Below are 19,958 nucleotides of genomic sequence, written 5' to 3'. Positions count from 1 at the left end.
ATCAGCGGACCTCCCCAACGGCCCGCGCACGCAGCGCGCTGACCGTCGCCTGAGGCACGACGCCCAGCAGCATGTGCAACGTGAAGTCGAAATCCTCGGGCGCGATGTCGAGCCGAACCACGATCGAATCGCCGCGTTCGGCAGTCCGGGTCACATACACGCCAAGCGCCGAATGCAGCAACGCCGCCAGAAGCGTGCGCGATTCGGCCAGCGTTTTACCGTCGAGGGCGATATCGAGCCAGGCGCGCGGTGCGCGAAACGGCAGGATTGTGGCGGAGGAGCGACGCGCGTCGGGAACAGCGAGCGAGTGTGCGAGTTGCATGCGATTGGGCACGGGATGCGTGCGTTGTGTCGATGCATTCAGCGTATCGGGCTTCGCATAAAGCGGGCGTAAAAATCGCGGGCTTCGGCGCAAAGACGTTGCGCCATATGTCTGGAAACCAGCTGTGGCAAACGCGCGTGGCAAAAACGCCTGGTCAATACGCGTGATAATCTCCCCGCGACTGGCCATCGCTAGCGTGGCCAGCCAGGCAATCAGGAGCACACATGAACAAGCACGATCTCGAAGCCATGTCGGCTTTCCGCTATGACCTGCGCAAATTCCTGCGCGCCTCGGAAGAGATCGCCAACGCAGCCGGCATTACGACGCTGCAATACCAGTTGTTGCTGCACGTCTGCGGCTTTCCTGATCGCAAATGGGCTACCGTGGGCGAGCTTGCCGAGCGCCTGCAAGCCGCGCCCAACGGCACGGCCGCGCTCGTGTCGCGCTGCGAATCGGCGGGACTGGTGCTGCGCAAGCCCGATCCCGCCGACCGCCGTCAGGTGCAGGTCCATCTCACGCCAAAAGGCGAATCCTTCCTGCTCGAACTCGCGGCCCAGCACAAGGCGCTCTACGGTGCGTTCCACTGGGTCTTCGGCGAGCACGCGGGATAGCGCTAGTGTGAGGCTTGCGCCCGGATTCTTCGGACGCCAATGCCATTTATGTCACAATATGCCATAAACCGCGTTTTCCTCCCGCTTCCATGCGAATTCTGACCCTTATCGATCGCCGGGCGATTCTGCGCAGCCAGCGCCGCTGGCTGTATTTCGGCATGTTCTGGCTCGGCGCGGTCGCGACGGGTCTGGTGGCGGTGCTCTACGCACGGCTCATCGACTACGGCTACGACCTGTTCCTGCGCATGACCGCGTATGCCGCGTGGCTGCCGCTCATCGTCACGCCGGCGGTCGCGGCGCTTGGGGTCTGGATCACGCGCCGATGGTTTCCGGGTTCGGAAGGCAGCGGCATTCCGCAAGTCATCGCCACGCTGCACGACGTGCGCCGGCTAGGCCCGCGCCTGCTCACACTGCGCATTCTCGTCGGTAAAATCGCCCTGTCGTTTCTGGCGATTCTGGGCGGCTTCACCATCGGCCGCGAAGGTCCGACCATCCACGTGGGCGCGGCGCTGATGTTCAGCTTGCGGCGCTTTTATCCGGCGCGTCTGCGCAGCATCTACGGCGTCGGGCTCGAACACAAGCTCGCGCTCGCGGGCGCGGCGGCGGGTCTTTCGGCGGCGTTCAACGCGCCGCTCGCGGGCGTCGTGTTCGCCATCGAGGAACTCACGCGCAGCTTCGAGCAACGCACCAGCGGCGTGCTGATCACGGCCATCATCTTCGCGGGCGTAGTGTCGCTCGCGCTGCAAGGCAATTACGTTTATTTCGGCACCATCGCCATCGGCGGCCATTTCCCGGATCTGCTGTTTGCAGCCGTGCTGCTCGTGGGCGTGCTAACCGGGATTGCAGGCGGGATTTTCTGCTGGCTGCTGCTCAATACCGGACGCTGGATGCCGCAACGGTTGCTGTCGTTGCGCTCGCAACGGCCGGTTGCGTTTGGCGCGGTGTGTGGACTCTTTATCGCCGTGATCGGCGTAGCGAGCGGCGGCCATCAATTCGGCAGCGGCTACGCGGAAGCGCGCAGCATGCTCGAAGGGCATTCGCAGCTCAGCGCGGCTTATCCGCTCTTCAAGATGGCGTCGATGGTGGGATCGTATTTGCCAGGCACGCCGGGCGGGCTGTTCGCGCCCTCGCTGGCGATTGGCGCGGGCATCGGCAATGCCCTGCATATGGTATTCGGACAGATGCAGTTGCCGATGCTGATCGCGCTGGGCATGGTCGGCTATCTGGCCGCCGTCACGCAAAGCCCGATTACGGCCTTCGTGATCGTGATCGAAATGATCAACGGGCACGCGCTGGTGCTCTCGCTGATGGCCACTGCGCTGATTGCCAGCAACGTGTCGAAGCTGTTCGCGCCGCCGCTTTATGAAGCGCTGGCACAGCGTTATCTGAAGCATTGAAACAAGGCAGGAGGACGGCACCTTGCCGCCCTCCTGCCGCTATCTCAACGCAGTGCCTTCACATCGCCTGCCGCGACGTTTGCGGCCTGGCCGCCCCACGTCGCGCGCAGGTAGTTGGCCAGTTGCGCGAGTTCGTCGTCGCTCAAGGTAGACGAGAACGCCGGCATCGCCTGCATGTTCTCTACGCCCGCGAACTTCTGCGTGTCGATACCATCGAGCATCGCCACCAGCAGGTTGTGCGGATCGGCCTGACGCAGCGTCGAATTGCCGTTCATCGGCACCGCGACGTGCGGCTTGCCCTCGCCCGCCAGACCGTGACAGCCCGCGCACACGGCCAGATACACGGATCGTCCCGCCGCGAGCGCTGCGCCATCCGCCGATACGGCCGCGACCGGCTGCGGCGCGGGCGGCGTGTCGCCGAGCAGATAGACGGACAGCGCGCGAACGTCGTCCTTCGTGAGGTACTGGGTGCTCAGATGCACGACCGGATACATCTCGCCGAACGCCGATCCTTGCGGCGCGATACCCACGCTAAAGAAGGTCTGCAGATCGGCAGCTGTCCAGCCGCGCCCTGCGAGTCCCGCCGGCGTGATGTCTGGCGCGACCACGCGTCCAAGCGCTGCGCCCGAGAGCGGTTTCGCATCGACCAGCTGGCCCGCGAAATTGCGCGGCGTATGGCATTCGGCGCAATGGCCGAGTGCGTTCGCCAGATAGCGTCCGCGCTGCCAGTCCGCCGATTGCCCGGCCGAGGCATCGGGGAGCGCGTCCTTCAGGAACACCATGTCCCACAGCGCCATGCCGAAGCGCAGGTTGTACGGGAACTTGAGATCGTGTTCGTGGTTCGCCACTGGCGCCGGCTTCACCGTCATCAGGTAAGCGTAGATCGCATCCGAATCGGCGCGCGTGAGCTGACGATAGGACGTATAGGGCATCGACGGATACAGATGCTTGCCGCGCGCCTTGCCGTCGTGGAGTGCGTGCCACAAGTCATCCGCGCTCCAGTCGCCGATACCGTGCTCCTTGTCGGGCGTGATGTTCGAGCCGTAGAACGCGCCATAGGGCGAGGCGATCTTCACGCCGCCCGCGAACGGTGCGCCGTCCTGCGCGGTATGGCAGGCCGCGCAGTCGGCGGCCTTGACCAGATAGCGGCCGTGCGCGACCTGTTCGGGCGTCGGCGTGAAGGCGGCGTTCGCTGCCGTCGAATTCGACGATTCGTTCTGCCCGCAGGCCGCGAGTGCAAGCGCGCACGCGGCGAACAGCACGCCATGCGCGAGACGATGAATGAGCGCGCGCTTCATGCTGCGTCCTTCACGAGGCCAGGCGTCGTCATCACCACGTCCTTCACGGCTTCGTAGTAGCGCACGTAACCCGTGCAGCGGCACAGATGACCATCGAGCGCGCTCATGATCGTGCTTTCGACATCGGCCTTCGCGACCGGCTCGCGCTTGAGGCGCTCGATCAGCACGGTTGCCGCATTGACGAAGCCAGGCGTGCAATAGCCGCACTGGAAGCTGAAGTGCTCGAGGAACTTCTGCTGGATCGGCGAGAGTTCGACTACTTCGCCCGCCTCGTTGCGCTTCGCGTGGCCTTCGACCGTGCGGATCGTGCGGCCGTTGAAGAAGTGTGCGCCGGTGATGCAGGTGCGCATTTCCTCGCTGGTGCCGTCGGTCTTGTCGAGAATCACCACGCAGGCGTGGCACACGCCCTGCCCGCAGCCCAGGCGCGAACCGGTGAGGCCCGCGTACTCGTGCAGGAACTCGATCATCATGAGGCCTTCGGGCACCTGCATCGGGCCGACAGCTTTGCCGTTGATCGTGAGCGAGAGCGCCTTCGGCTTGTATTGCACGAGCGGGCGCTCGACGCTCGCTTGCGTTTGCGTTTGAATCTGGGCTTGCGGTGCGGAAGCCGCGGTGGCAGTGGCGCTGGCGCTCACCGCGGAAGCAGCGGATTGGGGCAGCGTCATGCGAGCACCTCCTGAATTTTTTGCGGGGTCACCGGCAGGTCGGTGAAGCGATGGCCGATGGCATGCGCGATGCCGTTCACGAGCGCGCCCACCACGGGAATCATCACCACTTCGGCAATGCCCTTGGGCGGATCGGTTTCGGACAGCGGCGGCAGCACTTCGCCGCTCTGGCTCCAGACGGCGACATCCGACGCACGCGGCAGCGTGTAACGGTTGAAGTTCCAGGTGCCGTTGCCGGGGCCGTCTTCGTAGAGCGGCAGATACTCATGCAGCGCGTGACCGATGCCCATCGCCAGACCGCCCTGCAACTGGCCCGAGACCAGTTGCGGCGAGATCTGGTTGCCGCACTCCATGATCGAGTGATGCGTGAGCAGTTCGACCTTGCCGCTCGCTTCATGCACAGCGAGTTCAACCAGCGTGCCGACCGCGCTGTAATAGGTCACCGCCGCGTTGTTGCGGCTCATCGGCGGGATGAATACGCGCTTGCGATCCAGCACGCGATAGCCGTTCGCGGTGACGGGCAGTGTGGTCGGTGCGACGGGCGCCGCGGGTGCTGCATTGCCGTCGCCCTTGCCATAACGCAGCGAAAGCGCGTCGATCGGCATGCGCTCGATCGATCCGCCGATATCGAACTCGGCTTCGGCCCATTGCCAGCGATTGAATACGTGTACGGCAGCGCCTGTCGCCAGACCCATTGCGTGCGCCTGTTTCGCGATGCGTTCAAGCGGTAGCGGCTCGAGTCCGGCGGCGGTAAGCTTGCCGTCCACCCAGCGCGCGTCTTCGATGCGCACCACCAGCGGCGCGGCCTGGCCACCGCCAATGCCCTGCCCCCAGATCGCCATCGCCGCGGGCCACAAGCCCAGACGGAACACGACGCGCGCGGCTTCGCGCGTGCTATGCGTGAAGTAAAACGCGGAGTTGGTGGCGCTCGACGGCGAGGCGATATTAGGCGTCCAGCGCGGGTTCACACTCGCGTGGTCCTGATCGGCCTGGCTCATCATGTAGGGATCGCCGCTCGTCACGACCGGCAGATCGGGCCAGTCCGTCACGGCCACGCGGATTTCCGCGGCCGGCTTGCCGAGCCACTTCGCCACCGCCACGGCCTGCGAAGTCGACATGCCCGTGCCGATTTCCGCGCCGGTGTGATAAAGCGAGATCTGGCCGTTCTCGTCGATTTCGACTTTCGCCAGCGATGCTTCGGACCCCGTACCAAAGTCCTTTTGCACGCAGGCGAAACCCACGCCGTAACGCTTGCCCGGATTGGCGGCTTCGTATTCGGTCTTGCGCTTCGCTCGTTGCGTCCACAACGGATGCGCCTTTGCGCGTTCGAGCACGTCGTCCACGCGGATCGCACCTGCGGGAATCGCGCCCTGCGAGTTCTTCATGCCCGAGCGCAGTGCATTCTTGATGCGGAAGTCGATGGGATCGACGCCCAGTTGCGCGGCGATTTCATCGACGGCCATTTCGGTCGCCGCCATGCTTTGCAGCGTGCCGTAGCCGCGCGCCGACCCCGCGTCGATCGCACGCGAGGCGATCGCCACCGCGGCGAAGTCGTTCTTCGGGAAGTAATAGATCGATTGCGCCGCCGTCGCGCCCACCATCGCTACCGAGGGAGAGAAGTTGCAGCGCCCGCCGCCATTGGCCTCGAAATCGCCCTTGAACGATTGCAGCATGCCGGTCTTGCGATCCACCGCGATGCGGTAGTGCATCTTGAAGGCGTGACGCTTGATCGAGGTCTGGAACTGCTCGTAGCGGTCGTTGGCGAAGCGCACCGGGCGGCCGTCGCCATAGAGCGCGGCAACGAGCCCGTAAAACGGCACGTTGTAGTGATCCTTGGAGCCGTAGCCCACCGTGTAGCACGGATGCAGGAACAACTGCTTCACCGGGAAGCGGCACTTCGCGACCATACCCGCAGCGGCGTCCGCCACTTCGAGCGGCGACTGCGTGGGCACCACCATGTGCAGCGACTGCGTGGCGGCGTCGTACCAGACGTTGGCGTTGTCGGGCTCTAGCGCGGCGGTGTCGATCGATTGCGTGTTGTACTCGCGATCGAACACGAGCCAGTCCGCCGAAGGATGATCGAGTTCATCGGCGATACGACCTGCATGGAACATGCCCTGCTCGTCGAGCTTGCCGTGCTCGTTGCCGTCCGGCCAGACCGGCGCATGCTTGCGCATCATGCTCGGGAAAACCGGCGCGTCCTTGAGGCTCGAATAAACGTCGTCGTCATACGCGGTCTTGCCGCCCACGCGCACGAAGCGGAAGGTGCCCCACGGATCGCGCTCGAGCGGACCGGTTTGCGCGCCGTAGCGAATTACATCGTCGCGGAACTTGAGCGCATCCTTCGCAAACCGAAAACGTGCGAAATCGTGATAGATCAGGATCGCAACGGCGTGACCCAGGTAGGCGGGCGTCTTGCCCGCGGGCAGCAGCATGTCGTCGCCATAGAAGGCCGGGAACGCCACGCCATCGCGCGCGAGATCGTCGGCAGTGACGACGCGGTCGGGCTTGAGATCGTCGCCCAGCAGGCCCAGGTCGAAGCCTTCGTAGAGGCGATCGGCCTGGGTCGTGCGCAGAATCAGCGCATGAGCCTGCTGCTGCGGCCAGTGGGGCATGTCGGCAGCGCGAATGTCGCGCGCGAAAACTTTCGAGCCCGTGACTTTGGCGATACCGTCGATACGGAACTTGGGCGCGCCGGTGGCGCTATCCCATTTGACCGGTGTGAGGAGTTTTTCTTCGAACAGGGCAGCGAATGCGCGGCTGCCGAACGGCGCCACATATACCGCCACGCCCGCCAGCATGCTGGCTTTGAGAAAACCCCGCCGTGACAGGCCGTGGTTTTTCATGAGGGGACCTCCAGGTGCGTGCGCGACTTGCAAAGGCGACAGAACGTCGCACATTGCGAAAGCGGCCCGCATTCTGGCATCGAGGCTCATACGATCCCATAGCGTCTGTCACATAGACAACTTATTGGGGCCGTTATAAACCCGCGCGGCCGGGGCTTACAGGGCGCAACCGCTGTTTGGCGGACGCGCGAAACAGTGATGCCGATCAATATATTGCGCTGATTCCGGCGTGGTGCATGCTTTTTGGGAAAAAGGCCATCACACCCTTTCTTCGCGGGAAAGGAGGCTTGAGCCATCTGCAATTTTCGCTCTCGTGAAAATCGCCGACACTGGGTAACAGGCGACAGTGCCGCAAAACCGGACCCACACAACGACACCCGGCCAGGCCCGCTATTTGGCCCGATTTTTGCGCGAGCCTCGACCGCCGGCCCTTTGGAGCCGCGGCATACCTACACCAAGGAGACACGATGAACAGCCAACCTCTGGATCTGGGCGGCCACGCGGCCCCAGGCGGCCCCTCAGCGGCGGGCGCTGCCGCGTCCGGACGCGTTACACGCGCCACCACGCTCGGCGCCTTCATGGACGAGATGCCGGTGGGCGCGCTGCATCGTTTTGTGGTGTGGGTGATCGGCATCGGCCTGTTCTTCGACATGTATGAGATCTTTCTCGTCAGTTCAATCGGTTCGGCGCTGCAGAACGAATACGGTCTCGACAGCCACAGCACTGATTTCAAGCTGCTGCTGGCCTCGGCGTTTATCGGCATGTTCTTCGGCTCGCTGTGCCTTGGCACGCTCGCGGACCGCATCGGGCGACGCCGCGCTTTTCTGTTCACGCTCGTCTGGTACAGCGCGTTCTCGCTGCTGGGCGCGTTCTCGGTCAACGCGGGCATGCTCGTGATCTGCCGCTTTCTCACCGGCGTGGGCGTGGGCGCGATCTACCCCGTGGCGGACAGCTATCTCTCCGAAATCCTGCCGAAAGACCGTCGCGGCCGTCTGGCCGCCTGGGCCTATACCACCTCGTATGTTGCGGTGCCGCTGGTGGGCTTCCTGGCTGTGTGGCTCAACCCGCTGCACTTTGGCGGCATGGCGGGCTGGCGCGTGATTCTCGCGATTGGGGGCCTGGGCGCGGTATTCGTGCTGGCCGTCAAGCATCGTCTGCCCGAAAGCCCGCGCTGGCTGCTCGCGCAAGGGCGCACGCAGGACGCGCATGCCACGCTGCGCCGTTTCGCGGATAGCGCCGGTGTAGCGATGCCCACCGCCTTCGAGGAAACCGGCGAGCGCAAGCATCCCTTGAGTCTGCGCGAGCGCATCGCGGTGCTGGGCAAGGCGCCCTATGACAAACGTTACGTGATGCTGGTGATCTTCCACTTGTTCCAGGGCTTCGGCTATTACGGCTTTGGCTCGCTTGCGGGCGTGGTCGTGAAAAGCCGCGGCTTCGACATCACGGGCAGCACGTTATTTGTGGCGCTGTCGTTCCTGGGCTATCCGATCGGGTCGCTGCTTTCGGTGCCGCTGCTCAACTGGATCGAGCGGCGCACGCTGGTGATTGGCTCGCTGGTGACGATCGCGCTCTTCGGTCTGGGCTTTGCGTACTCGAACAACGCAGCCATCATCATCTGCTTCGGTGTGCTGACGACCTGCGCATCCAATGTGTTCAGCAACGCCTATCACGTCTATCAAGCCGAAATCTTCCCCGCGAGCGTGCGCTCCACGGCAATCGGCAGCACCTATTCGCTCTCGCGCATCGTCAGCAGCGCGCTGCCCTTCATCCTGCTACCCGTGCTCACCCAGCATGGTCCGCTGGCGATGTTCGGTGTCATTTCGGCGGCGCTGGTCATTGTCGCGATTACGCTGCGTGCGCTTGGACCCCTCACGACGCGCCGCAGCCAGGACGAGATCAATCCGGTTTGAAGTAGCGCGTCTTGTCAAAGGCCGGGCGAAGCACATCGCCCGGCCCTTTATATCTTCAGCCACGCGCCGACATATAGTCGAACAGGCTCGCAACGTCCGACTTCGGCGCGCTGCCCGCCTTGATGCCGACCCAAAGCGTGCGCGTCGACCACGCATCCGCGAGTTTCACTTTGGAAACGCCGATCTTGCCGCGCTCGTCGCTCACGGAATCGCGCGGCAGGATGCCGATACCCAGACCCGCTTCGATCATGCGGCAAACGCCGTCGAAGTTCGACGCCTGGATGCGCAGCTTGAGCGAGCGCTCGGCGGCGAACGCTGCGTCGGTCATGCGCGCAAGCAGCGAACTGCCGTCGCTCAGGCCCACGTAGTCTTCGTCGAGCGTATCGGCAAAACGCATGACTTCCTGTTGCGCGAAGCGATGCCCCTGCGGCACCAGCAGCACGAGTTCGTCGCGCCGATACAGGCGTCGCTCGATGCCCGGCGCGGGCACGTTATCCGCGAATACGCCGATATCGGCTTTACCCGCTCCCAGCGCTTCGACGATCTCGTGGCTCAACCGCTCTTCCAGGCTGACTTTGATGCCGGGATGGCCGTTGAGAAAGCCCGCAAGATCGACCGGCAGAAACTGCACGATCGCCGACGTGTTGGCCCACATCCTCACGTGGCCGCGCACGCCGGCCGCGTAGTCGCCCATTTCGCTCGCCATGCGGTTAACCTGATCGATGACGCGCGACGCGTGCTCGAGTAGCGCGACACCTGCAGGCGTGAGTTCGACGCCGCGCGCGCGCCGGATGAACAGTGCGCAGTCCGTCACGCTCTCCAGCTCCGCAATGCGCTTGCTCACCGCGGACAGCGTGAGCTGGCCGTGCTCGGCGGCCTTGGTTAGGCTGCCGTGTTCGGCTACGAGCAGGAATACGCGCAGCGACTGCAGATCGAAATGAAGCGGATTAACCATGATGCAGGGGAATGGGTTTGCCGATGAGGCCGGTGCAACAGGCCGTTGCCAAAGACCATTGTGCGGCATCCGGCGCACACGCGAAAGTGGCGACGCGGTGGGGGTTTCCATCAGGAAACACGCCAGGATAGGAAGAGAAAAGCAAGGCGCACGGACACGCACGGCGCGTCCGTGCATGGACAGGCAACGACATCAGATCAATTCGGAGATCTCGATGAGGTTCAGATCGGGATCGCGCACATAGACAGAACGGATCTTCTGCGTCGCGCCCGTGCGCTCGACCGGCCCCTCGACGATGGGCCAATCCAGCTTGTTCAGATGCGCAATCACCGCATCGAGCGGCACCGCGGCGATAAAGCAGAGATCGAGCGCGCCGGGCACCGGCACATGCGCCTTCGGCTCGAACTCGGCGCCGCGCACGTGCAGATTGATCTTCTGGTTGCCGAAACGAAACGCAAGGCGGCCCGCGCCGAACGTCTCCAGTTGCATCTGCAGCACCTCGGTATAAAAGTGCTTCGTCGCTTCGGGATCCACGCAGGTCAGCACCAGATGGTCGAGATGGTCGATCAATGCCATGGCTTCGTTCCTTATGAGAATGCGCGCTGTTCGGGCATGTGCTGCACGCCGGTTGGCAGCGGATGAAGATCAGTGCGGCGTCCGGCCTTCAGGATCTGGCTGGGCACGTCGTGGCCGATCAGCGCCGGCAGGCGCGCGGCCGCATCGAGCACGGCGGCGAGATTCACGCCAGTATCGTAGCCGTCCAGTTCGAGCATGTGAACCAGTTCCTCGGTGCAGACGTTGCCCGTCGCGCCCGGCGCGTAGGGACAACCGCCAAGACCACCAAGCGACGCATCGAAGCGCACGACGCCGGCTTCGAGCGCCGCCAGCGTATTGGCCAGCGCCAGGCCGCGCGTATTGTGGAAATGCAGCGTCAGATCCAGCGCGCCGAATTGATCGAGCGAACGCTTACACAATTCGCGCACCTGGCTCGGATAGGCCATGCCCGTCGTATCGCAAAGCGTGATGCCTTGCACGCCGCACTCAGCGAAGCGCGCCATCCAGTCGAGCACGCTCGAAATGGGAACATCGCCTTCCATCGGACAGCCCATCGCCGTGGATAGCGATACATTGATCGCCACGCCCGTTCCCCGCACGGCGTCGATCACATCGACAAGTTGTGCGAATGATTGCTCGCGTGTCATGCGTAGATTCGCGCGATTGTGGCTTTCGCTCACGGACATGACGAGATTCACTTCGTCCACGTTGCACGAGAGCGCACGCTGCACGCCAGGCACGTTCGGCACGAGCACCGTGTAGACGACGCCGGGTACGCGCGTAATGCCGTGCATCACCGCTTCGGCGTCGCGCAGCGCGGGAATCGCTTTCGGCGAAGTGAAAGATGTCACTTCGATCTTCGCGTAGCCGCACGCGCTCAGCGCATCGATCAGCGCGATCTTGTCGTCGGTGTCGATAAAGGCCGTTTCGTTCTGGAAACCATCGCGCGTGGCGACTTCGTTGAGGAACAAACGTTTTGCCGGATTCGTCATGAAATACGCCCTCCTGTTCAGATCACGCCGCGCGCACGCCAGGCGTCGCGTGTCGCCGCATTCACGCCGATCGACTCCAGCACCGCGTCCGTATGCTCGCCGAGCATCGGCGCGCTGTGTTCGATCGTGCCGGGCGTCGCAGCGAGCTTCGGCACGATGCCGGGCACCTGCACCGGCGTGCCGTCGGGCAAGCGGTCTTCGACAATCATCTCGCGGGCGTGGTAGTGCGGATCGGCGGCAATATCCGCGACGTCGTAAATCCGTCCCGCCGGAATGCGCGCTTCGTTGAGCGCGGCCAACACCTCATCGAGCGGGCGACACGCGCACCAGGCGCCAATCGCTGCGTCGATCCGCTCGACCTGCGCCACGCGGCCATCATTGGCCGCCAGCGCGGGATCGGCGGCCAGATCGGGGCGTTCGATCAACTCCATCAGGCGGCGGAAAATGCTGTCGCCATTGCCCGCGATCAGCGCGTATTTGCCGTCGCTGCAGCGGTACGCATTGCTGGGCGCGATGCCCGGCAGGCTGCTGCCCGCGGGCTGGCGCACCGCACCGAACACCGAGTATTCGGGCAGCAGGCTTTCCATCATGTTGAACACGGACTCATAGAGCGCAACGTCGACAACCTGGCCTTTACCGCCCTGCTGCTCGCGATGGCGCAGCGCAAGCAGAATGCCGATCACGCCGTGCAGCGCCGAAAGCGAATCGCCAATCGAAATGCCCACGCGCACCGGCGTGCGGCCCGACTCGCCACTCAGATGGCGCAGACCGCCCATCGCTTCCGCCACCACGCCAAAGCCGGGCCGGTCGCGATATGGGCCCGTCTGCCCATAGCCGGAAACGCGCAGCATGATGAGCCCCGGATTGATCTCGTGCAGCACGTCCCAGCCCAGGCCCCAGCCTTCGAGCGTGCCGGGGCGAAAGTTCTCGATCAGCACATCGGTTTCCGATACGAGACGCCGGATCACATCCTGCCCTTCCGGTGATCGTAGATCGAGCGTGAGCGACTGCTTGTTGCGCGATTGCGCGGCCCACCAGACCGACGTGCCGTCGTGCAGCAGGCGCCATTTACGCAGCGGATCGCCGCTGCCTGGCGGCTCGACCTTGATGACGCTGGCGCCGAATTCGGCGAGCATTTTCCCGGCGAACGGGCCCGCGATCAGTTGCCCAAGCTCAAGAACGCGGATTCCCGCAAGGGGTCGTGACATGATGGTCTCCAGGCTGTTTTGACTCTGGACGTCATCATGGGCGCGATTGGCCGCTTTGATAATCGATCGTTGCTCAATCGGGGTTGAGCAAATGGAAAGGCTCGCCTGATGGCATGCCATAAAAGCAAAAAGGCCCAATGGGCCTTTTCGTTGCTACAGCATCGACGCAATCACGCAGCCGCGGGATGCGCGGTGTGCCAGTCGTCGATTGACTGACGCGCCTTATGCTCCACCATGCTCACCACCATCAGCACGTCAATCTTGAGCTTTGGAAACTCAAGCTCGACGGCAGGCAGCACCACGTCGCGCACGTCGTTTTCGACGCCTTTGATATCCGCGCGGCACAGCCATTGCGTGTCGGTCGCGTCCGCTTTCGTATCGACATTGATTTGAAAGCCTCGGTATTCGATTGCCATTTAACTCTCCGCCACCTGACGAAACGTAAGCATCACCCGTTGCTGCATTGCAACGACCTCTGCAAATATAGCACTGCTCTGTACTCCGTTCAGTCTAGTGGGCAAACGCGTTTCAGGTGCGGCAACGTGCCGTTCAGAATCCCGCCGCCAGGCCATCGCGCCGCGTATCGCTTGCCGCGACATAACCGCGCTCGGGATCGTCGCGATCGAGTTTCCAGATGAACTGGCCGGAGCCAAAGTCCATATACGGATCGTCGATACCCTTGATTTCATGGCCTCGCGCCGAGAGCCCCTGCGCCGTGTGCGGATCGAAAGTCGATTCGATATCGAGCGTGAAATCGCGGTTCACCTTCCAGCGCGGCGCATCGCACGCGGCCTGCGGCTGCTGGCCATAGTCGAGCATGCGCACGACGCTCTGCAAGTGCCCTTGCGGCTGCATATCGCCGCCCATCACGCCAAAGCTCATGACGGCTTCGTCGCGACCATCGACCTGCTGCGTGAGGAAAGCGGGAATGATCGTATGGAACGGGCGCTTGCCGCCTTCGACCACATTCGGCGAAGCCGGGTCCATCGAAAATCCGCAGCCACGGTTTTGCATGGCGATACCGGTGCCCGGCACAACCACGCCCGAGCCAAAGCCCATATAGTTGGACTGGATGAAGCTCACCATCATGCCGCGCTCGTCGGCGGCCGACAGGTAAATCGTGCCGCCCGAGCGCGGCATGCCGAAGTCGAATTGCGTCGCGCGCTGCGGATCGATCAGCTTCGCGCGAGCCTTCAGATACGCGTCGTCGAGCATCTGCTCAGGTGTCACTTCCATCGATTTCGGATCGGAAACATAGCGATAAACGTCGGCAAACGCCAGCTTCATCGCTTCGATCTGCAGATGCTGCGACTCAATGCCGTCGCACGGCAACGAGGCCATATCGAACTGCTCCAGGATGCCGAGCGCAATGAGCGCGGCGATGCCCTGTCCGTTGGGAGGAATTTCGTGCACACGGTAGCCGCGGTAGTCCTTCGAAATCGGCTCGACCCATTCGGCGCGATAGTTGCGCAGATCGTCGAGCGTGAGCGCCGCGCCGCCTTCACGGGCGAACGCCGCGATACGTTCCGCGATCTCGCCTTCGTAATAGGCACGCGGCCCCTGTTCGGCGAGCCGCCGCAAGGTCGCCGCGTGGCCCGGCAGGCGTATGTGTTCGCTCACCTCCGGCGCGCGGCCGCGCGGCATGAACGTCGCCGCGAAACCGGGCTGATCGTGCAGATCGGGAATCGCCGCCTGCCACTTGCGCGCGACGATGCTGGCCACGGCATAGCCGCGCTCGGCAATCTCGATCGCGGGCGCCATCAGATCCGCGAACGGTAGCGAGCCGAACTTCGCATGCAGCGCCTCCCAACCGGCAATGACACCCGGCACCGTGACCGTGTCCCAGCCGCGTTTGGGCTGCCTGACGAGACCGTTTTCCTCACCGTACTTGCGGCGGAAGTAGTCGAGATTCCACGCTGCTGGCGCGTTACCCGATGCGTTCAAACCGTGCAGGCGCTCGCCGTCCCACACCAGTGCGAAGGCGTCGCCGCCCAGGCCGCACGAGACCGGCTCAACCACCGTGATAGCCGCCGCCGCCGCGATCGCGGCATCGACTGCGTTGCCGCCCTTCCAGAGCATGCGCAGGCCCGCCTGGGCGGCCAGCGGATGCGAGGTCGAGACGACGTTGCGGGCGAACACCGGCAAACGCGGCGTCGGATAGGGGTTGTGCCAGTCAAAGCGTGTCATGACGATATCGATAGAAATGGTCGGAGCGACATAGCGATTATCTTGAAGGCGCACGCAAAAAAACATTAATATTTTGTTTTCGATACTTAAATTTTTCTTCCATGCTCTCCCTGCGAATGCTGCGCACCTTGCAGGCCGTCGCGCGTAGCGGCTCGTTCGCTCTCGCGGCGCAAAACACCGCGCTCACCCAGGCGGCCGTCAGCCTGCAGATGCGCGGGCTCGAAGAAGCGCTGGGACGGCAGTTATTCGATCGCCGTGCGCGTCAGGTCGCGTTCACGCGCGAAGGCGAGGAAATCTGCGCAAAGGTCGAGCGCATTCTCGAATTGATCGACGAACTGCCGGCCAGCGCCGACGACACCTTGCAAGGCTCGGTCATCATCGGCGCCGTGGTATCCGTGATTGGCGCGCTTTCGCTGGCCGTCGCGCACCTCAAGACCGGGCATCCCGAACTGGAAGTGCGCCTGACCTCCGCGCGCTCCGCCGAACTCGCGGAGATGGTGCAGACCGGCGAAGTCGATGTCGCCGTGGTGGTCGGCAACGCGGACGGCACGCTGCACGAATCGCTCGCGTGGACGCCGCTCTACGGAGAACCGCTGATGCTCGTGACAAGCCGCGCGACGAAGGGTAATGACGCGCGGCGCATCCTGCGCGAGCGCAGTTTCCTGCGCTTTGATCGGCGTGTGCCCACCGGCGCGGTGATCGACGAGGCGCTGCGCATGCTCGGCATCAAGCCGCAGGAATATCTCGAACTGAATTCGATTGAAACGATCGTTTCGCTCGTGCGCAATGATGTTGGTGTGAGCGTGCTGCCTGTGCTGCACAACGGCAACTGGCGCGACGATCCGAATCTGAAGCTCGTCACGTTGAACCAGCCTGCGTTTCTGCGCACAGTGGGCATGATTCATCGCAAGTCGAGCCGGCGCACGATCCTCTTCAAAACGCTCGCGCAAATGCTGCGCGAATGACGTACACGCTCGCACAAAGGCCAATGGCATTTCGCGTAAGCTAATGCCAACCTCCGCGCGAACGCTCCATGCAAAGATCGCCCTTTCCATCGGTTGCCCGCTATGCCTGCACGTTGGGCATGCAGGCCTGGCCTCTGCTCTGCGCGCTGGCGCTCACGGCCTGCCAGCTTCCCGCGCCCGGCGAGCGCACGACGTCGACCACCCTGAGCGCCAGCGAGGCGCAGAGCACGCAGCTAGGCGTTGCCATCGCGGGCGAACTCGCGGCGCATCCGGGTCTGAGCGGCATCGACCCGCTGGCCAAACCGCTGGAAGCCTTCGCGGCACGTGTCGATCTCGTGCGCACGGCACAACGCACGCTCGACGTGCAGTACTACATCTGGCGCAACGATCTCACCGGCACGCTGCTGCTCGAAGCGCTGCGCGACGCCGCCGATCGCGGCGTGCGCGTGCGGCTCCTGCTCGACGACAACGGCATTCCTTCCTCGCTCGACGCGACGCTTGCGGCTCTCGATGCGCATCCCAACCTTCAGGTGCGCCTGTTCAATCCATTTGTCGTGCGCAAACCGAAATCCATCGGATTCCTTACTGATTTTTCTCGCCTGAACCGGCGTATGCACAACAAGTCGCTGACCGCCGATGGCATCGCGACAATCCTCGGTGGCCGCAATATCGGCGACGAATATTTTGGCGCGACGGACGGCGTCGTGTTCGCCGATCTGGATGTGCTGGCGATCGGTCCCGCCGCCAGTGACGTGGCGCACGATTTCGACCGCTACTGGTCGAGCGCATCGGCATGGCCCGCGCATGAGATCCTGCCTGCGCCTCAATCCGCACAACTCGATTTGCTCGATCGCGCGGCGCAATCTGTGCAGACCAATCCCGCTGCAACGGCCTTCATCACCGCTCTCCAGCAGAAGACCGATGTGCGCCGCCTGCTCGACAGAACGCTGCCGCTCGAGTGGGCCGCCACGCGCCTCGTCAGCGACGATCCTGCAAAGGCGCAAGGCAAGGCCGCGCCGGAATCGCTCGTGCTCAACCAGTTGCGCGACATACTAGGCGAACCGAAGCGCGAACTCGATCTGGTTTCGCCCTATTTCGTCCCGGGCGTCGTGGGCACGCGATATTTCACGCAACTCGCCGCGAAGGGCGTCACGGTACGCGTGCTCACGAACTCGCTCGAAGCGACTGATGTGCTACCCGTCCATGCGGGCTATGCGCGCCGCCGCAAAGCGTTGCTAAAAGGCGGCGTGGAGTTGTTCGAATTACGCCGCGCCGCAGGTGCGAGCACGGCCAAAGAACAGGCACCGGGCGTGTTCGGCAGTTCGGGTTCCAGTCTGCATGCGAAGACCTTCACCGTGGACGGCCAGCGCGTCTTCGTCGGTTCGCTCAATTTCGACCCGCGCTCCGTCAGCATCAACACGGAACTGGGACTTGTGATCGAAAGCCCCGCGCTCGCTGGGCTAATCGAATCGGCGTTCTGGACCCAGGTTCCGCAACTGGCGTATCAGGCGAAGCTGGATGCGAACGGCTCGCTCTACTGGGTCCGCCAAACCGCGGACGGCACCCTACGTTACGACGTGGAGCCGAACTCGCGCTGGAACACCCGCCTTGCGGTCTGGTTCTTTTCGATCCTCCCTATTGAGTGGCTGTTGTAGCGATCGGGCGCTACATCGGCGCTATTCCGGCGTCACTCGCACAAACATTTTTTTCCGATGCGAAACCCGGCGCACAATGCGACCTGCGCGCCGCCGTGCGCCCGGGTAATCCCCTATTTCGCATAAGTTGTCTATACAACATGATCCAAGGATCTCGGCGCTCGCCTGCACGGGCGCCATGTCCTTTTTTATCTCTCGGAGCAGCTCGTGGCCATCCCCGAATCCCTCGTCAAGCTTGAGCCGGAAGGCCGCAAGCTGCTGGAATCCCGCTCGATCGACTATATTCCAGATACGGAACGCCACGGCAGCCTCTTCAGCCAGTTCACGCTGTGGCTCTCCGCGAATCTGCAGGTGACCGCGATCATCACCGGCGCGCTTGCCGTCGTGCTCGGCGGCGACGTGTTCTGGTCGCTCATTGCGCTGTTGATTGGACAACTTGTCGGCGGCGCGGTCATGGCGCTGCACGGCGCGCAAGGCCCGCAGCTCGGCCTGCCGCAGATGATCTCCAGCCGCGTGCAGTTCGGTGTCTATGGGGCCGCCATTCCCATCGCGCTCGTCTGTCTCATGTATGTGGGTTTTTCAGCCAGCGGCACGGTGCTCGCCGGTCAGGCAACGGCGCAACTGCTGTCTGTTTCCGATACGACCGGCATCTGTCTGTTCGCCGTGCTGATCGTCATACTGACGATTCTGGGCTATCGCTCGATTCACTTCGTGGGCCGCGTCGCCAGCGTGATTGGCGTGCTGGCGTTCTGCTACATGTTCGCGCAACTGTTTGCGCATCACGACATCGGCGCACTGCTCGCCAACCGGCACTTCACGATGGCGAGTTTCCTGCTCTCCATGTCGTTGTCGGCCTCGTGGCAGATCGCATTTGGCCCCTATGTTGCCGATTATTCGCGCTATCTGCCGCGCTCGACCTCGCCTGCGAAAACGTTTCTCGCCGTGGGACTGGGATCGGTAATTGGCGCGCAGGCGTCGATGGTGTTCGGCGTGTTCGCCGCCGCGCTCGCAGGGCACGAATTCGCCCATCACGAAGTGGCCTACATCGTCGGTCTGGGTGCCAGCGGCGCGGTGGCGGCCATGCTTTACTTCAGCATCGCCTTCGGCAAGCTCACCGTCACGACGCTCAACGCTTACGGCAGCTTTATGTCGATGGCCACGGTCGTGAGCGCGTTTCGCGCGAAGCGCGCGATTTCCACGCGCCACCGCTTTATCTACATCATCGGCATGGTAGGGCTGTCGACGCTCGTCGCACTCGCGGGACGCCATTCCTTCCTGAAAGAATTCACGGCGTTCATTCTGTTTCTGCTGGCGTTTTTCACGCCGTGGAGCGCGATCAATCTGGTCGATTACTACTGTTTTACGCAGTCGCGCTATGACGTGCCCGCGCTTTCCGATCCCAATGGCCGATATGGCCGCTGGAACGGCAAAGCGATTGGCATCTACGTGCTGGGCGTGCTCGTGCAGATGCCTTTCATTTCCACCAGCTTTTATACGGGCCCCTTCGTCGATGCGCTGGGCGGCACCGATATCTCCTGGATTCTCGGCCTGATCGTTCCCGGCGTAATCTATTACGTGACGATGCGGCGCGCGCCGCAGACCATGCCGGATCGCCTGATCCTGCCCGTCGAGCGCGATTGACGCTCCGGCGCCTCAACAAGGCGCCTCAGGGCACTCTCGCTCGCCCCCTCTTGCTGTCCATCCGCGCGGGTCTAAACGACCCGCGCGCTTCTTCTTTTCTTTTCAATAAATAGTTGTACTGATAATGAAAAAGACTGTCTCCCTGAGTACTGCCGCCCTCGCCCTCCTCACCCAGACCGCTCACGCCCAGGACGGCGTCACGTTCTACGGCCTGATCGACGAGTTCGCGCAGTACGTCAACACCGGTAACGGCTATACCGCCGCACTTGGTTCCAGCGGCCAATGGGGAAGCCGTTTTGGTCTGAAGGGCAAGGAAGATCTGGGCGGCGGCCAGACGCTTTCGTTCGTGCTGGAAAACGGTTTCAACCCGACTGACGGCACGCTCGCAACGAGTGGCTCCCTGTTCGACCGACAGGCCTGGGTCGGCCTCTCGGGCAACTGGGGCGAAATGCGCGTCGGCAGGCAGAACTCTCCGCTCTTCAACGATCAGGGCACTCAGGATGCGTTCGGCGGCGTAACCCAGGCATCGGGCATGGACAACCTCACCGTGTTCTCGTTTCGCACCAGCAACACCGTGTCCTATATGACGCCCGAATTCGCCGGCTTGCAGGCCGGCGTGTATCTCGGCTTCGGTAGTGCGGGCGGTTTGCGCGCAGCAGGCTCCAGCCAGCAATTCGACGTCACCTACGAACACGGCCCCTTCAATGCGTTCGTGGCTGGCCAATGGCTCAAGGACAGCGACGGCAGCGCG

17 protein-coding genes are annotated in these 19,958 nt (G+C 63.3%); 7 read left to right on the top strand and 10 right to left on the bottom strand.

Translation table 11 applies throughout. The features are described from left to right. Nucleotide 1: 1 nt before the first annotated feature. Nucleotides 2-544, bottom strand: coding sequence for a hypothetical protein (locus VG320_RS16790; protein WP_327201213.1), 543 nt, complete (start codon nt 542-544; stop codon nt 2-4). A 2-nt stretch (nt 545-546) separates the two neighbouring features. Between VG320_RS16790 and VG320_RS16785 the strand changes: the two genes are divergently transcribed. Next, nucleotides 547-933 carry a MarR family winged helix-turn-helix transcriptional regulator gene (locus tag VG320_RS16785; RefSeq protein WP_327201212.1) on the top strand — a complete coding sequence of 129 codons (387 nt, stop codon included), beginning with the start codon at nt 547-549 and terminating at the stop codon, nt 931-933. A gap of 89 nt (nt 934-1,022) precedes the next feature. Further along, a complete protein-coding gene (locus tag VG320_RS16780; protein ID WP_327201211.1) occupies nt 1,023-2,330 on the top strand; it encodes a chloride channel protein in 1,308 nt (435 codons plus the stop codon). A gap of 44 nt (nt 2,331-2,374) precedes the next feature. On the opposite strand, the gene VG320_RS16775 is transcribed toward VG320_RS16780, so the two are convergent. Genes VG320_RS16775 through VG320_RS16765 form a run of 3 tightly spaced genes read right to left on the bottom strand, consistent with a single transcriptional unit; the run spans nt 2,375 to nt 7,139 of the window. After that, the gene (locus VG320_RS16775) at nt 2,375-3,628 is read right to left on the bottom strand and encodes a cytochrome c (protein WP_327201210.1); all 1,254 of its coding nucleotides are present in this window, start codon (nt 3,626-3,628) and stop codon (nt 2,375-2,377) included. Further along, nucleotides 3,625-4,293, bottom strand: coding sequence for a (2Fe-2S)-binding protein (locus VG320_RS16770; RefSeq protein WP_327201209.1), 669 nt, complete (start codon nt 4,291-4,293; stop codon nt 3,625-3,627). The genes VG320_RS16775 and VG320_RS16770 overlap by 4 nt, the downstream gene beginning before the upstream one ends. Next, nucleotides 4,290-7,139 (bottom strand): xanthine dehydrogenase family protein molybdopterin-binding subunit, encoded by a 2,850-nt coding sequence (locus VG320_RS16765; protein ID WP_327201208.1) that lies wholly within the window; start codon nt 7,137-7,139, stop codon nt 4,290-4,292. Before VG320_RS16765 ends, VG320_RS16770 begins: the two co-directional genes overlap by 4 nt. 467 nt (nt 7,140-7,606) lie before the next feature. Between VG320_RS16765 and VG320_RS16760 the strand changes: the two genes are divergently transcribed. Continuing rightward, nucleotides 7,607-9,049: an MFS transporter gene (locus VG320_RS16760; RefSeq protein WP_327201207.1), complete on the top strand. Its 1,443-nt coding sequence runs from the start codon at nt 7,607-7,609 to the stop codon at nt 9,047-9,049. A 55-nt stretch (nt 9,050-9,104) separates the two neighbouring features. Here the strand turns inward: VG320_RS16760 and VG320_RS16755 are convergent, their stop codons facing one another. The 6 genes from VG320_RS16755 to VG320_RS16730 all read right to left on the bottom strand — a co-directional run bounded on the left by VG320_RS16755 (nt 9,105) and on the right by VG320_RS16730 (nt 14,946). Further along, complete coding sequence (locus tag VG320_RS16755; protein WP_327201206.1) at nt 9,105-10,004, bottom strand: LysR family transcriptional regulator; 900 nt, start codon at nt 10,002-10,004, stop codon at nt 9,105-9,107. Between the two features lie 192 nt (nt 10,005-10,196). After that, nucleotides 10,197-10,580, bottom strand: a complete 384-nt coding sequence (locus VG320_RS16750) for a VOC family protein (protein ID WP_327201205.1) — start codon at nt 10,578-10,580, stop codon at nt 10,197-10,199. 11 nt (nt 10,581-10,591) lie between these two features. Then, entirely contained in the window at nt 10,592-11,551 is a 960-nt protein-coding gene (locus tag VG320_RS16745; RefSeq protein ID WP_327201204.1) for a hydroxymethylglutaryl-CoA lyase, read from the bottom strand. Between the two features lie 17 nt (nt 11,552-11,568). Then, the gene (locus VG320_RS16740) at nt 11,569-12,759 is read right to left on the bottom strand and encodes a CoA transferase (RefSeq protein ID WP_327201203.1); all 1,191 of its coding nucleotides are present in this window, start codon (nt 12,757-12,759) and stop codon (nt 11,569-11,571) included. Nucleotides 12,760-12,929: 170 nt separating this feature from the next. After that, the gene (locus tag VG320_RS16735; protein WP_327201202.1) at nt 12,930-13,175 is read right to left on the bottom strand and encodes a hypothetical protein; all 246 of its coding nucleotides are present in this window, start codon (nt 13,173-13,175) and stop codon (nt 12,930-12,932) included. 133 nt (nt 13,176-13,308) lie between these two features. Continuing rightward, nucleotides 13,309-14,946, bottom strand: a complete 1,638-nt coding sequence (locus VG320_RS16730) for a gamma-glutamyltransferase family protein (protein ID WP_327201201.1) — start codon at nt 14,944-14,946, stop codon at nt 13,309-13,311. 101 nt (nt 14,947-15,047) lie between these two features. On the opposite strand from VG320_RS16730, the gene VG320_RS16725 reads away from it, so the two are divergent. From VG320_RS16725 to VG320_RS16710, 4 genes are all read left to right on the top strand, one after another. Then, on the top strand, nt 15,048-15,911 hold the full coding sequence (locus VG320_RS16725) for a LysR substrate-binding domain-containing protein (protein ID WP_327201200.1): 864 nt from the start codon (nt 15,048-15,050) through the stop codon (nt 15,909-15,911). A gap of 119 nt (nt 15,912-16,030) precedes the next feature. Next, a complete protein-coding gene (locus VG320_RS16720; RefSeq protein WP_327201199.1) occupies nt 16,031-17,566 on the top strand; it encodes a phospholipase D family protein in 1,536 nt (511 codons plus the stop codon). Between the two features lie 255 nt (nt 17,567-17,821). Beyond that, nucleotides 17,822-19,207 carry a cytosine permease gene (locus tag VG320_RS16715; protein WP_327201221.1) on the top strand — a complete coding sequence of 462 codons (1,386 nt, stop codon included), beginning with the start codon at nt 17,822-17,824 and terminating at the stop codon, nt 19,205-19,207. A 124-nt stretch (nt 19,208-19,331) separates the two neighbouring features. Next, on the top strand, nt 19,332-19,958 hold a 627-nt coding region (locus tag VG320_RS16710), incomplete at its 3' end, for a porin (protein ID WP_327201198.1).

The sequence above is a fragment of the Paraburkholderia sp. genome, from assembly GCF_035948235.1.
Classification (GTDB): Bacteria; Pseudomonadota; Gammaproteobacteria; order Burkholderiales; family Burkholderiaceae; genus Paraburkholderia.
This window is presented reverse-complemented; position numbering and strand designations above follow the sequence as displayed.

What these genes read in the sequence shown, in the direction of transcription:
- VG320_RS16775 (WP_327201210.1), bottom strand. Translation starts at nt 3,628, where the DNA reads ATGAAGCGCGCGCTCATTCATCGTCTCGCGCATGGCGTGCTGTTCGCC.
- VG320_RS16745 (WP_327201204.1), bottom strand. Translation starts at nt 11,551, where the DNA reads ATGACGAATCCGGCAAAACGTTTGTTCCTCAACGAAGTCGCCACGCGC.
- VG320_RS16720 (WP_327201199.1), top strand. Translation starts at nt 16,031, where the DNA reads ATGCAGGCCTGGCCTCTGCTCTGCGCGCTGGCGCTCACGGCCTGCCAG.
- VG320_RS16780 (WP_327201211.1), top strand. Translation starts at nt 1,023, where the DNA reads ATGCGAATTCTGACCCTTATCGATCGCCGGGCGATTCTGCGCAGCCAG.
- VG320_RS16735 (WP_327201202.1), bottom strand. Translation starts at nt 13,175, where the DNA reads ATGGCAATCGAATACCGAGGCTTTCAAATCAATGTCGATACGAAAGCG.
- VG320_RS16785 (WP_327201212.1), top strand. Translation starts at nt 547, where the DNA reads ATGAACAAGCACGATCTCGAAGCCATGTCGGCTTTCCGCTATGACCTG.
- VG320_RS16770 (WP_327201209.1), bottom strand. Translation starts at nt 4,293, where the DNA reads ATGACGCTGCCCCAATCCGCTGCTTCCGCGGTGAGCGCCAGCGCCACT.
- VG320_RS16760 (WP_327201207.1), top strand. Translation starts at nt 7,607, where the DNA reads ATGAACAGCCAACCTCTGGATCTGGGCGGCCACGCGGCCCCAGGCGGC.
- VG320_RS16755 (WP_327201206.1), bottom strand. Translation starts at nt 10,004, where the DNA reads ATGGTTAATCCGCTTCATTTCGATCTGCAGTCGCTGCGCGTATTCCTG.
- VG320_RS16750 (WP_327201205.1), bottom strand. Translation starts at nt 10,580, where the DNA reads ATGGCATTGATCGACCATCTCGACCATCTGGTGCTGACCTGCGTGGAT.
- VG320_RS16740 (WP_327201203.1), bottom strand. Translation starts at nt 12,759, where the DNA reads ATGTCACGACCCCTTGCGGGAATCCGCGTTCTTGAGCTTGGGCAACTG.
- VG320_RS16725 (WP_327201200.1), top strand. Translation starts at nt 15,048, where the DNA reads ATGCTCTCCCTGCGAATGCTGCGCACCTTGCAGGCCGTCGCGCGTAGC.
- VG320_RS16730 (WP_327201201.1), bottom strand. Translation starts at nt 14,946, where the DNA reads ATGACACGCTTTGACTGGCACAACCCCTATCCGACGCCGCGTTTGCCG.
- VG320_RS16765 (WP_327201208.1), bottom strand. Translation starts at nt 7,139, where the DNA reads ATGAAAAACCACGGCCTGTCACGGCGGGGTTTTCTCAAAGCCAGCATG.